The organism is Synechococcus sp. FACHB-909 (assembly GCF_014698945.1).
Lineage (GTDB): Bacteria > Cyanobacteriota > Cyanobacteriia > PCC-6307 > Cyanobiaceae > Cyanobium.
Genome location: NZ_JACJTY010000007.1, coordinates 191,238 through 204,348 on the forward strand (window position 1 = coordinate 191,238; position 13,111 = coordinate 204,348).

At 73.5% G+C, this 13,111-nt stretch carries 8 protein-coding genes; 1 reads left to right on the plus strand and 7 read right to left on the minus strand.

The window, feature by feature from the left end; translation table 11 throughout:
- Positions 1 to 2: 2 nt before the first annotated feature.
- Positions 3 to 2,858 (plus strand): cation-translocating P-type ATPase, encoded by a 2,856-nt coding sequence (locus tag H6G99_RS12760; RefSeq protein WP_094584764.1) that lies wholly within the window; start codon positions 3 to 5, stop codon positions 2,856 to 2,858.
- Here the strand turns inward: H6G99_RS12760 and hypE are convergent.
- The 7 genes from hypE to hypB are packed head-to-tail and all read right to left on the minus strand — an operon-like array spanning position 2,827 to position 13,030.
- Positions 2,827 to 3,858, minus strand: coding sequence for a hydrogenase expression/formation protein HypE (hypE, locus tag H6G99_RS12765; RefSeq protein ID WP_190611828.1), 1,032 nt, complete (start codon positions 3,856 to 3,858; stop codon positions 2,827 to 2,829). The genes H6G99_RS12760 and hypE overlap by 32 nt on opposite strands.
- Positions 3,851 to 4,969, minus strand: coding sequence for a hydrogenase formation protein HypD (gene hypD / locus H6G99_RS12770; RefSeq protein WP_190611830.1), 1,119 nt, complete (start codon positions 4,967 to 4,969; stop codon positions 3,851 to 3,853). The genes hypE and hypD overlap by 8 nt, the downstream gene beginning before the upstream one ends.
- Complete coding sequence (locus H6G99_RS12775; protein WP_190611832.1) at positions 4,966 to 6,000, minus strand: dihydroorotate dehydrogenase-like protein; 1,035 nt, start codon at positions 5,998 to 6,000, stop codon at positions 4,966 to 4,968. The genes hypD and H6G99_RS12775 overlap by 4 nt, the downstream gene beginning before the upstream one ends.
- The gene (gene nifJ / locus H6G99_RS12780; protein WP_190611834.1) at positions 5,997 to 9,599 is read right to left on the minus strand and encodes a pyruvate:ferredoxin (flavodoxin) oxidoreductase; all 3,603 of its coding nucleotides are present in this window, start codon (positions 9,597 to 9,599) and stop codon (positions 5,997 to 5,999) included. The genes H6G99_RS12775 and nifJ overlap by 4 nt, the downstream gene beginning before the upstream one ends.
- On the minus strand, positions 9,596 to 9,802 hold the full coding sequence (locus H6G99_RS12785) for a HypC/HybG/HupF family hydrogenase formation chaperone (RefSeq protein WP_353617245.1): 207 nt from the start codon (positions 9,800 to 9,802) through the stop codon (positions 9,596 to 9,598). Before H6G99_RS12785 ends, nifJ begins: the two co-directional genes overlap by 4 nt.
- Positions 9,744 to 12,293 carry a carbamoyltransferase HypF gene (gene hypF, locus H6G99_RS12790; protein ID WP_190611837.1) on the minus strand — a complete coding sequence of 850 codons (2,550 nt, stop codon included), beginning with the start codon at positions 12,291 to 12,293 and terminating at the stop codon, positions 9,744 to 9,746. The genes H6G99_RS12785 and hypF overlap by 59 nt, the downstream gene beginning before the upstream one ends.
- The gene (gene hypB / locus H6G99_RS12795) at positions 12,290 to 13,030 is read right to left on the minus strand and encodes a hydrogenase nickel incorporation protein HypB (protein WP_190611838.1); all 741 of its coding nucleotides are present in this window, start codon (positions 13,028 to 13,030) and stop codon (positions 12,290 to 12,292) included. Before hypB ends, hypF begins: the two co-directional genes overlap by 4 nt.
- Positions 13,031 to 13,111 lie beyond the last annotated feature (81 nt).

Here is a 13,111-nt window from a genome sequence, read left to right on the forward strand (position 1 = left end):
CCGTGCTGCTCGCCGCCTCCCAGCCGATCTGGTCGCTGCCGCTGGAGGGCGTCCACCAGGCCCTGCAGACCACACCGGAGGGCCTTGGCAGCGGGGAGGCGGAACGGCGGCTGGCGCGATTCGGCGCCAACCGTCTGCCGCCCCTGAAGCGTCGACCCCTGGCCCTCCGCTTCCTGGACCAGATGGTCCACTTCATGGCCCTGCTGCTGTGGGTCGCCGGCGGTCTGGCCTTCGCCGCCGGGACCCCCCAGCTGGGCTGGGCCATCTGGACGGTGGTGGTCATCAACGGCGTCTTCTCCTTCTGGCAGGAGTTCCAGGCCGAGCGCACCCTGGCCGCCCTCACCCGCGCCCTGCCGAGCCAGGTGCAGGTGTGGCGTGACGGCCAGCTGGGCTTTCTGCCGGCGGAAGAGCTGGTGGCCGGCGATCGGATTCGGCTCGAGGAGGGGGACAGGGTTCCGGCCGACTGCCGGCTGAGCGAGGCCCATGCGCTCTATCTGGACCTGTCGGTGCTCACCGGCGAATCCCTGCCGGTGGCCCGCCGCAGTGAGGCCCTCGAGGGCAGCCAGCTGCAGGCGAAGGTCAGCACCGGTGAGCGCATCAACCTGGTGATGGCCGGCAGCACGGTGGCTTCCGGACGGGGGGAGGCCTTCGTCTACGCCACGGGCCCCGAGACCGAATTCGGACAGGTGGCCAGGCTGGCCGCCGGCACCGCCCGCGGGGCCAGCACCCTGGAGGTGCAGGTGAGCCGGATCGTGCACACGATCTGCACCATCGCCGTCACCATGGGACTGCTGGCCTTCGGCCTCAGCGTCCTGCTGGTGGGGATGAACCCCCTGGAGAGCGTGGTGTTCGCCACGGGCATCATCGTGGCCAACGTGCCCGAGGGGCTGCTGCCCACGGTGACCATGGCCCTGGCCATGGCCGTGCAGCGCATGGCCCGGCGCAAGGCGCTGGTCCGCCGCCTGTCGGCGGTGGAGGCCCTCGGCTCGGTCAGCGTGATCTGCTGCGACAAGACCGGAACGCTCACCGGCAACCGCATGGCGGTGGAAAGCACCTGGCTGCCGGTGGCCGGGGAGGGGCTGGAGCGGCTGCTGCTGCGCTGTGCCGCCCTCTGCTCCAACGCCCGTCTGGAGCCGGCCACGGCCGGGGGCAGCAGTGCCGCCGAACCCTGGCGCGCGGTGGGGGATCCCACCGAAACGGCGATGCTGCTGGCCGCCGCCGCCGCCGGCCTGGCGCCGGGGGAGCAGCCGGGCCGGCATCCGCGACGCCGCGAAATCCCCTTCGACTCCCATCGCCGCCGCATGACCGTGCTGGTCGACTGGAGCGACGGGGCCGATGACCTGCCGATCGCCAGCGGGGGCTCCCTGCTGATCACCAAGGGGGCGCCACTGGATGTCCTCGACCACTGCACCACCTGGTTGTCGCCCGGGGCGGACCTGCCCCTGGACGCCGCCCTGCGCCAGCGGGTGGTGGAGGCCAATGACGGTCTGGCCGCCCGGGGCTACCGGGTCATCGCCGTGGCACTCCGCCGCGGCGACGGGGGATGCGGCGAGGCGCCGGCGGAGGCCCTGGAGAGCGCCCAGATGTTCCTCGGCCTGCTGGGTCTCTACGACCCGCCCCGTCCGGAGGTGCCGGACGCGATCCGTCAGTGCCGTGAAGCCGGCATCAAGGTGACGATGGTCACCGGCGACTACGGCCTGACGGCCCAGGCGATCGCCCAGCAGATCGGCCTGCTCGACCCGCCCGGACCCAGGGCCGGATCGACGGCGCAACAGCAGGCCAGCGCCGACCCGGTGCGGGTGATCGAGGGGTCCACCCTGGCCCAGATCAGCGACGTGCACCTGCGCCAGCTGCTCAAGTTCCGCAGCAGGCTGGTGTTTGCCCGCATGGCGCCGGAGCAGAAGCTGCGCCTGGTGCAGGCCTACCGCGCCCTCGGCGACGTGGTGGCGGTCACCGGCGACGGGGTCAACGATGCGCCGGCCCTGCGCGCCGCCGATGTCGGCCTGGCGATGGGGATCAGCGGCACGGACGTGGCCCGCGAAGCCGCCGACATCGTGCTGCTTGACGACAACTTCGCCACGATCGTGCAGGCGGTGCGCTACGGCCGCTCGGTGGTGACCAACATCGGCCGCTTCATCACCTACGTGCTGGCGTCCAACGTGCCGGAGGTGCTGCCCTTCCTGGCGATGGTGGCCGTCGGGATTCCGGCTGCCCTCACGGTGCTACAGATCCTGGCCGTCGACCTGGGCACGGACCTGCTGCCGGCCCTGGGGCTGGGGGCCGACCCCCCCGAACCCGGCGTAATGCGCCTGCCCCCGCGCCCCAAGGGCCTGCCGTTGCTCAACCGGGCCGTGATGGTGCGGGCCTATCTGGTGCTGGGGCTGGTGGAGGGCCTGGTGGCCATGGCGGGCTATCTGCTCACCTGGCGGGCCAACGGCGTGGGCTGGAGCCAGCTGCGGGTCCTGGCCCCTCAGCTGCTGCATCACACGGCTGACGCCGGCGTGGTGGCGATCCAGCAGCAGGCCACCACCGTCACCTTCTGTCTGATCGTGGCCGGCCAGATGGGCACCCTGCTGGCCTGCCGCAGTGAGCGCCGTCCCGCCTGGGCGATGCTCGCCATCCCCAATCCGATGCTCTGGCTGGGACTGATCAGCGAGCCGCTGCTGGCCAGCGCCCTGGTGCTGCTGGCTCCGGTGGCGGCGGTGTTCGGGATGCGGCCATTCCCGATGGCCTGGCTGGGGCCGATGGCCCTGGCTCCGCTGCTGGTGATCCTCGCCGATGCCCTCGACAAGCGCTGGCGCCACGCTGGACAGGCGCCGCCAGGCTTCAGCAGATCCGCGGCAGCAGTTCCCCGCTGAGGGGCACCAGCACCCGCTCACTGCCGTAGGGGGTGCGCAGCAGCACCCGGCCCCGGGGGCGGCCGGCTCCGGGACCCGCTTCCAGCACCCGGCCGATCCAGGCCCCACCTGCCGGCGCCAGCACCTCCAGGGCCCGCTGCCGATCGGCCTCGGGCACCACCGCCAGGAAGCGGCCCTCGTTGGCCAGGTGCAGCGGGTCGAAGCCCAGCAGCTCGCAGGTGCGCCGCACCGGCTCGGCCACCGGGATGCGCTCCTCCTCCACCAGCAGCTCCAGCCCGCCGGGGGCCGCCAGCTCCTGCAGGGCACTGGCCAGGCCGCCCCGGGTGAGATCCCGCAGGCAGTGGAGCCGAACCCCCGCTCCCAGCAGCGCCTCCACCGCCGGCCACAGGGGCATGCAGTCCGTGGCCAGGGGGGGCTGCAGATCCAGGCCATGGCGGGCGGCCAGAATCGCCACCCCGTGGCGGCCCAGGTCGCCGCTCACCAGCAGCTGGTCCCCGGGGACGATCGCCAGCGGATCGATCGGCGCGTCCACCTGCAGCAGGCCGATGCCGCTGGTGTTGAGGAAGGCCCCGTCCCCCTTGCCCCGCTCCACCACCTTGGTGTCGCCGGTGACGATGGTCACCCCGCAGCGCCGGGCCGCCTCCACCATCGAGCTGACGATGCGGCGCAGCAGGGCCAGCTCCAGCCCCTCCTCCAGGATCAGGCCCAGGCTCAGCACCAAGGGCCTGGCGCCGGCCATGGCCAGGTCGTTGGCGGTGCCCGTCACCGCCAGGCTGCCGATGTCGCCGCCCTCGAACTCCAGGGGCTGCACCACGTAGCTGTCGGTGGTGAAGGCGAGCCGACCGTGGGGCAGGGACAGGCGGGCGGCATCGTGCAGCACCTGGTCGGGGTCGGCATAGAGACGGCGCAGTTCGGCGTCGATCAGCTGCTGCATCAGGGTGCCGCCACCGCCGTGGGCCAGCTGGATGCGGGGGGTGGCGGGCGGGGCCGGCTCAGCCACGGCGGCCGTAGCGGTGGTAGGCGGCGCAGGCCCCCTCGGAGGACACCATCGGCGCCCCCAGCGGATGCTCGGGGGTGCAGGCGGTCCCGAAGGCGGGGCAGTCCATGGGCCGGGCACGCCCCTGCAGGATGGCGCCGCTGATGCAGACGCCCGCCGGCTCGACCCCCTCCTCGGGGCCACCGGCCAGGTCGCTGAAGCGGGCCCCGGCCTCCAGGCTCCGGAACGGTGCCCTCAGCCCCAGGCCGCCCCCCGGGATCACGCCGAAGCCCCGCCAGGGCCGGTCCACCGGCTCGAACACCGACTCCAGCAGGGCCCGGGCGGCCGGATTGCCCTGCTGGCGCACCACCCGGCCGTAGGCATTCGCCACCCGCCCCTCACCCCGCTCCAGCTGCCGCACGCAGGCCACCAGCCCCCGCATCAGATCCAGGGGCTCGAAGCCGCTCACCACCACCGGCACCCGATGCCGATCCGCCAGATCCTCGAGCTCCGCGGTGCCCATCACCGCGCACACATGCCCCGCCGCCAGGAAGCCCTGCACCTGGTTGCCCTCGGCCACCAGGATCGCCGCCATGGCGGGGGGCACCCGCACGTGGGCCGCCAGCAGGGAGAGGTTGGCCGCCCCTGCGGCCATCGCCTGGCGCACCAGCAGGGCCGTGGCCGGGGCCGTGGTCTCGAAGCCCACCGCCAGGAACACCACCTGGCGATCCGGGTGGCGCCGGGCCAGGGCCAGGGCCTCGAGGGGGGAGGTGAGCAGGCGCACGTCGCCCCCCTCGGCCCGCACCCCCAGCAGATCCCCCGGCCCGGCATCGGCGGCACTGCCCGGCACCCGCAGCATGTCGCCGTAGGAGCAGAGGATCACCTCGGGTCGGCGGGCCAGGGTGCGGGCGGCATCGATGGTGGCGGCGGGCGTGACGCAGACCGGGCAGCCGGGGCCGTGGATCAGCCGCAGCCCGGGGGGGAGCAGCTGGTCGAGCCCCCAGCGCACGATGGCGTGGGTCTGGCCGCCGCAGACCTCCATCAGGGTCCAGGGGCGGGTGGTGATCGCCGCCAGCTCGGCCGCCAGCTCCCGCACGGCGGCCACCTCCGCCGTCGCCGCCAGCGGAGCACTCACCAGGGGCCCGGCGCCGCCGCGGCATCGGCGGGCAGAAAGGTCTGGACGGCGCGCATGTACTGGGAGCGCTCGTACTCGCTGGGATCGGGGCAGCGCTGCTGGCTCATGCAGCCGATCAGCTCCCGGGCCGTGGCGTGCTCGTGCTCCAGCAGCCACTGGCTCAGCTCCTCCTCCAGGCCCTTGAGCCGGCCGGGGCCATGGCGCAGCAGTGCGGCCACCACCTGGGTGATGGCGGCGCCGGCCATCAGCAGGCGCACCACATCGGTGCCGCGGTGCACGCCACCAGTGGCCGCCAGATCCACCGGGTGGCGGCCGTGCAGCAGGGCGATCCAGCGCAGGGGCAGCCGCAGGTCGTGGGGGGTGGACAGCAGCAGGTTGGGTCGCACCTCCAGTTCCTCGATGTCGATGTCGGGCTGGTAGAAGCGGTTGAACAGCACCAGGCCGTCGGCCCCGACGGCGGCCAGCCGCTTGGCCATCGCGCCGAAGTTGGTGAAGAAGGGGCTGAGCTTCACCGCCAGGGGCAGGGTCACCTCGGCGCGGACCTCGGCGACGATCTCCAGCACCTGGTTCTCGATCGCCGCGCTCGAGAGATCCGGATCGGTCGGCACGGAATAGATGTTCAGCTCCAGGGCGCTGGCGCCGGCCGACTCCATCCGCCGCGCCACCTGCACCCACTGGCCGGGATGGGCGCCGTTGAGGCTGGCGATCACGGGCACCGATAGCCGGGAGCGGGCCTGCTCCAGGTGGCGCAGGTAGAGGTCGTGGCCCACGTGAAAGATCGAGGGCTCGGGGAAGTAGCTGAGCGCCTCCCCGTAGCTGTCGGCGCCCTGCAGGGTCACCCGGTGCAGCTCCAGCTGGTCGCGCTCGATCTGCTCCTCGAACAGCGAATGCAGCACCACGGCCGCGGCGCCGGCCTCCTCCAGCCTCAGCAGCTGGTCGATGTCCTCGCTGAGGGGAGCGGCGGCCCCCACCACCAGGGGGCTGCGCAGCTCCAGGCCCAGGTAGGTGACGGACAGATCGGGGCGGGTCATGCCGGTGCCTCGCTCGGCGATGGGGCCGGGGTGCCGGCGAGGGCCCGGTAGATGGCCAGACGGCGGCCCACCTCCAGCTCGGCCTGGCGCGCCAGGGCCCGGGCCCGCTCCGGCTGGCTGAAGGAGAGCATCCGGAAGCGATTCTCCGTGGCCATGGCTTCGGCCAGAGGCCGGCGCTGGCCTCGGCTGTCGATCTGCAGCGGGTGCTCGCCCCGCTCGGTGCGGCGCGGGTCGTAGCGGTAGAGCAGCCAGCGGCCGGAATCCACCGCCGCCTTCTGCTGCTCCATGCCCCGGGCCATGTCGATGCCGTGGGCGATGCAGTGGGAGTAGGCCAGGATCAGCGACGGCCCCGGATAGCTCTCCGCCTCCAGGAACGCCCGCACCGTGTGCTCGTCGCGGGCCCCCATGGCCACGCTGGCCACGTAGACCGTGCCATAGCTCATCATCATCAGCCCGAGATCCTTCTTGGGGGCCGCCTTGCCGCCGGCGGCGTACTTGGCCACCGCCGCCCGGGGGGTGGCCTTCGACATCTGGCCGCCGGTGTTGGAGTACACCTCGGTGTCGAGCACCAGGGCATTGACGTCCCGGCCGCTGGCCAGCACGTGGTCGAGGCCGCCGAAGCCGATGTCATAGGCCCAGCCGTCGCCCCCCACCAGCCAGACGCTCTTCTTGACCAGGGCATCGGCCAGATCCAGCAGACGGGCGGCTTCGGGGGCCTCCGGTGCCATGGCGTGCAGCAGGCGCTTGAGCTCCTCCACCCGCTGCCGCTGGGCGACGATGCCGGCCTCGTCGTGCTGGTCGGCGTCCCGGATCGCTGCCACCAGGGCCCCGGGCAGCAAGGGCTCGGCCCGCTCCGGCGCCGGCCCCAGCCGCTCCAGCAGTTCGAGGGCCATCTGGCGCTGCTGGTCGATCGCCACGCGCATGCCCAGGCCGAACTCGGCGTTGTCCTCGAACAGGGAATTGCTCCAGGCCGGGCCGCGTCCCTCGGCGTTGGTGCTCCAGGGTGTGGTGGGCAGGTTGCCGCCGTAGATGGAGGAGCAGCCCGTGGCGTTGGCCACCAGCATGCGGTCGCCGAACAGCTGGCTGGCCAGCTTGAGGTAGGGCGTCTCGCCGCAGCCGCCGCAGGCGCCGGAGAACTCGAACAGGGGCTGCTGCAGCTGCTGCTGGCCGATCCTGTGCAGGTTGAGGTCGCCGCGGGCCATTTCGGGCAGCCCCAGGAAGTAGTCCCAGTGGCCGCGGCCGGCTTCCCGCAGGGGGCGCTGGGGGGCCATGTTGATCGCCTTGCGCTTCGGCTCGGTGCGGTCGCGGGCCGGGCAGACCTCCACGCACAGGGCGCAGCCGGTGCAGTCCTCGACGGCCACCTGGATCGTGAAGCTGCGGCCCTTGAAGTCGGGGTCACGGGCCGGGGCCTGGCGTAAGCCCTCGGGGGCTCCGGCCAGGGCCTCCGGCGCCACCGCCTTGGCCCGGATCACCGCATGGGGGCACACCATGACGCACTTGCCGCACTGCACGCAGAGGTCGCTCTCCCACACCGGCACCGACTCGGCGATGTTGCGCTTCTCCCACTGGGCCGTGCCCGTGGGCCAGGTGCCGTCGCAGGGCAGGGCGCTGACGGGCAGGGCATCGCCGCGTCGCTCCAGCAGCGGCCCGATCACCTCCCGCACGAACAAGGGAGCCTCGGCGAGCCGGTCGGCCGCAGGGGCCGGTGGCGGGAGGTCGTCCTCGGCCGGCAGCTGGCGCCAGTCGAGCGGCTGCAGGTTGTCGAGGGTGGCATCGAGGGCGCGCAGGTTCATGGCCACCACCGCCTCCCCCTTGCGGCCGTAGGTCTTGCGCAGGGAGGCACGGATCTGCTCGATCGCCTCCTGGCGCGGCAGCACGCCGCTGACGGCGAAGAAGCAGGCCTGCATGACCGTGTTGATGTGGTTCCCCATGCCCGCCTCCCGGGCCACCCGGTAGGCGTTGATCAGCCACACCGACAGCCCCCGCTCCCGGATGCCGCAGCGCAGCGACGCCGGCATCCGCCGCCAGCTTTCCTCGATCGGGAAGGGGCTGTTGAGCAGCAGAACCCCACCGGCGTCCAGGCCGGCCAGCAGGTCGAAGCGGTCGACGAAATCCCACTGGTGGCAGGCCACCAGGGTGGGGCGCTCGATCAGGTAGGGGGCGCGGATCGGCCGGGGGCCGAAGCGCAGGTGCGACACCGTGACCGACCCCGACTTTTTGGAGTCGTAGACGAAGTAGGCCTGGGCGAACAGGTCGGTCTGCTCGCCGATGATCTTGATCGTGGCCTTGTTGCCCCCCACGGTGCCGTCCGATCCCAGGCCGTAGAACACGGCCCGCACCTGGTCGGGCCCATCCACGTGGAAGTCCGCCGCGACGGGCAGCGAGCGATGGGTGACGTCGTCGTCGATGCCGACGGTGAAGTGGTTGCGGGGCTGGCTCAGCAGGAGGTTGTCGAACACCGCCTTGACCATCGCCGGGGTGAACTCCTTGGAGGAGAGGCCGTAGCGGCCGCCCACCACCCGGGGCAGGGGGCGATCGCCGTGGCAGGAGCGCCACTCCTCGCTGAGGGCCGCCACCGCATCGAGGTAGAGGGGTTCACCGCCGGCTCCCGGCTCCTTGCAGCGGTCGAGCACCGCCAGGGATTGCACCGTCGGTGGCAAGGCGGCGGCGAACAGGGACGCCACGAAGGGCCGGAACAGGCGCACCTTCAGCACACCCACCCGATCGCCGGCCGCGATCAGGGCCTGCGCCGTTTCCTCGGCGGTCTCGCAGCCGGAGCCCATCAGCACCACCACCCGCTCGGCGTCGGCGGCGCCCACGTACTCGTAGGGGCCGTACTGGCGGCCGGTGAGGCCGGCGAAGCACTCCATCGCCTCCACCAGGTGGACGGGGAGGGCGTCGTAGAAGCGGTTCACCGACTCCCGCGCCTGGAAGTAGACGTCGGGGTTCTGGGCCGTGCCCCGCAGCACCGGATGGTCCGGGGAGAGGGCCCGGTGGCGGTGGGCCGCCACCGCCTCCATCGGCATCAGGGCGTGGAGCACGTCATCGGCGATGGGCTCGATCTTCTGGATCTCGTGGGAGGTGCGGAAGCCGTCGAACATGTGCAGGAACGGCAGCCGCCCCTTCAGGCTCGCCCGGGTGGCGATGGCGGCGAAGTCGCCGGCCTCCTGCACCGAGGCGGAGCAGAGGATGACGCAGCCCGTGCCGCGGCAGGCCATCACGTCGCTGTGGTCGCCGAAGATCGAGAGCCCCTGGGCCGCCAGGGAGCGGGCCGCCACGTGCAGCACGGCGGGGGTGAGCTCGCCGGCCAGCTTGTAGAGGTTGGGCACCATCAGCAGCAGCCCCTGGGAGGCCGTGAAGGTGGTGGTCAGCACCCCCGCCTGCAGGGCCCCATGGACGGTGCCGGCGGCGCCGGCCTCGCTCTGCAGCTCCACCACCGCCGGCACCGTGCCCCAGAGGTTGGGGCGGCCTTCGGTGTTCCAGGCGTCGGCCCACTCCCCCATCGGCGAGGCGGGGGTGATCGGGTAGATGGCGATCGCCTCGTTGAGGCGGTAGGCCACGAATGCCACGGCCTCGTTGCCGTCGACGGTGATCGTCATGGGGGGTCGTCCTCGACGAGGCTGAGGGCCAGGCCCACGTGCACCAGCACCCGATCGCCGACCGCCGCCTCGGGCAGACAGGCCAGGCTCACCTGCTGGCGCACCCCCCCGAAATCCACCTCGGCCATGCGCCAGAGGCCGTCGTCATCGCCGGACTCGCCCGCCGGCGGCTGGACCCGGATCGAGAGGATGCGAGCCGGCACGGCCAGGCACATGGGGTGGGTTCGGCTCGGGGGCACTCCACCCGGTTGTAGGCGCGCCGACCGGATCTGCCCACGGACCGCCCACCGCCCAGACCTGCCCCAGGGCCAGCCCGCCGTCGCTGCAGGGCACCACCTCCGGCCAGAACGGCCGCAGGCCGCGGGAGCGCAGCGCCGCGATCGCGGCCTCCAGCAGCAGCCGGTTCTGGAAGCAGCCCCCCGCCAGGGCCACCGGCACCCCCCCACGGCCGGCCGTGGCGAGGGCGACCGCGTCGGCCAGGGCCTCCGCCAGGGTGTGGTGGAACCGGGCGGCGCAGAGGGCCGGCGGCGCGCCGGCGGCGATCGCCGCCAGCAGGGCGTCCAGCAGCGGTTCCCAGTCGAGCCAGCCCAGGCTGGGACCAGCGGCGGCGGTGCCCGCCGCGACGGCCTCGGGTGGCAGCAGGGGGAGGGACCAGCGCCCAGGCTCCGGGGGAGCGGCGGCGGCGGCCCCTTCCAGGCGCAGACCCCCCTCGCCCTCGTAGCTCTGCACCTGCACCAGCCCCAGCAGGGAGGCGACCGCATCGAACAGCCGGCCCATGCTGGTGGTCAGGGGGCAGTTGCAGCCGCTGGCGATGGCCTGCAGCAGCAGGCGGCGCTCACCGGCCGCGAAGGCGGCCAGGCTGTGGCGGGCGCCGGGGTGCCCCAGGGCCAAGGATCCGGCGGCGGCCAGGAGTCCGAGGGCCGCCCGGCGGGGTTCCGCCATGGCCCGCTCACCCCCAGGCAGCGGGAAGGGCCGCAGGGCCAGCAGTCGCTCGCAGGAGGGATCGCCGGGCCCGCCCAGCAGCAGCATCTCTCCGCCCCAGAGCTGGGGGCCGCCGTCGGCCCCCGGGGCGTAGCCGAGCCCATCCCAGGTGACGGCCAACAGCGGGAAGGGCAGCCCGTGCTCGGCCAGCACGGCCAGGCCGTGGGCCCGGTGGTGCTGCACCGTTTGTTGCGGCCACGGCTGATCGGCGGCGAGCTGGTGGCTGAGGTAGCCGGGGTGGGCATCGCAGGCGATCCGCGTCAGCCGCCCGCCCCAGCGCCGCTCGATCGCCGCCAGACCGTCGGCCAGCCGCGACAGCAGACGGCCCTCGGCCAGGTCCCCCAGGTGGGGGGCCAGCCACAGCCGCCCGTCCAGCGCCAGGGCCGGCGCACTCTTGAGATCCCCCCCAAGGGCCACCACACCATCGGGCGCCGCACCAGGACCCCCAGCCAGCACCAGGGGCTCCGGGGCATAACCCCGGGCCCGGCGCAGCAGGGCCGGCCGGCCATCGATCAGCTGCAGCACCGAATCGTCCAGGGGCCGGGCGATGGCGCGGTCGTGCACCAGGAAGACATCGGCGATGGGGCCGCCGGCCCCGGCCCCCAGCCGCCGCACCGCTTCGGCGGGATCGATGCAGAGCGGCTCACCGCTGGGGTTGCCGCTGGTGGCCACCAGGGGCCCGCCGAAGGCGCGCGCCAGCAGGTGGTGCAACGGCGACGCCGGCAGCATCGCCCCCAGGGAGGGGCTGCCCGGGGCCACCCCCGGCAGGGCGTCGGTGGCGGCCAGGCGGCGCCGCAGCAACACGATCGGGGCGGCGGGATCCGCCAGGGCCCGCCGCTCGGCGGCGTCGATGACGCAGAAGGGGGCCAGGGCTTCGGCCTCGGCCACCAGCAGGGCGAAGGGCTTGGCGGGCCGTCGCTTGCGCCGGCGCAGCCGGGCCACCGCCGCGGCGTTGGTGGCATCCACCAGCAGCTGGAAACCGCCCACGCCCTGCAGGGCCAGGATCTTCCCCGCCGCCAGCAGATCGCAGCAGGAGCGGATCAAGGCGGCGGGGCTGGCGGCGGAACCCGCCAGGGGCGCCCCGGACCCATCAAGAAGCGCCAGCCGCGGCCCGCACACCGGGCAGGCGATGGTCTCGGCGTGGAAGCGGCGATCGGACGGGTCCTCGAACTCCCGGCGGCAGGCCGGGCACAGGGCGAACGGCGCCAGGGTCGTGTGGGCCCGGGTCCAGGGCTCGGCGGTGGCGATGCTGAAGCGGGGACCGCAGTCGCAGCAGCTGATGAAGGGATAGCCGAAGCGGCGATCGGCGGGATCGGCCAGTTCCACCAGGCAGGCGGGGCAGGGGGCCCGGTCGGCCACCAGCGACGACGCGAACAGATCGACCCCGAGCGGCTCGGCCTGGCCGGTCACGATCCGCACCCCCGCCTGGAACGGACCCGCCGCGGGGGCGGCGGCCGCCGACAAGACGGGATCCAACGGCTCCATCCGGGCCCCGGGGGGCAACTGGAGCGGCAGGCGCCGCAGGAACGCCTCCAGCGAAGGCCGGTCCCCCTCCAGCCGCAGACGCACCGTCCCCGGGCCGTTCTCCACCTCGCCGCTGAGCTCCAGTTCGGCGGCCAGCCGATGCACCAGGGGCCGGAAGCCGACCCCCTGCACCACGCCGCGGCACTCCAGGTGCAGCCGGGCCCGGCCGTCCCCAGGCGACCGGCTCACCCGGCGACGGCCACCCGCTCCAGGCCGAGCGCCGCCAGCAGGGCGGCGATGCCCTCACCGGTGCGGGCGGAAAGCTCCACGATCCGGGCCTGGGGGGCCACCCGGGCCACGTTGCGGCGGGCCTGGGGGGCATCGAAGCCGCAGGCCCCGGCCAGATCTCCCTTGCTGATCACCACCACATCGGCGGAGTGGAACATGGCCGGGTACTTCAGGGGTTTGTCCTCCCCTTCAGTGACCGACAGCAGCACGACCCGCTGGCTTTCGCCCAGGTCGAAGGCGGCCGGGCAGACCAGGTTGCCCACGTTCTCGATCACCAGCAGCTCCAGGCCCGCCAGGGGGTGACCAAGGTGGTCGAGCTCATGCAGGGCCCGGTGCACCATCGCCGCCTCCAGGTGGCAGGCCTGGCCGGTGGTGATCTGCAGGGCCGGCACCCCGGCGGCCCGCAGGCGACGGGCATCGTTGTCGGTGGCCAGGTCCCCCACGATCACCGCCATTGGATGGCGCACCGCCGGAGACGACGGCGCCAGCGCCAGGGCCAGCCGCTCCAGCAGGGCGGTCTTGCCGGAGCCCGGCGAGGAGAGCAGGTTGATCACCCGGACGCCGGCGGCGGCGAAATGCTCCCGGTTGGCCGCCGCCTGGGCATCGTTGTGGACCAGCAGGCGCTGGCCCAGCTCCAGGTGCCGCGGGGCCTCAATGGCGGGGGCGACCGGTTGGCCGCAGTTGCAGTCGACACACATCGCAGGATCGACCCCAGACAGGAGAGCGGCACGGAAAAGCCCCGCCGGGGCCCGGCCACGCCCGAAGGCTAGGCACGGAGT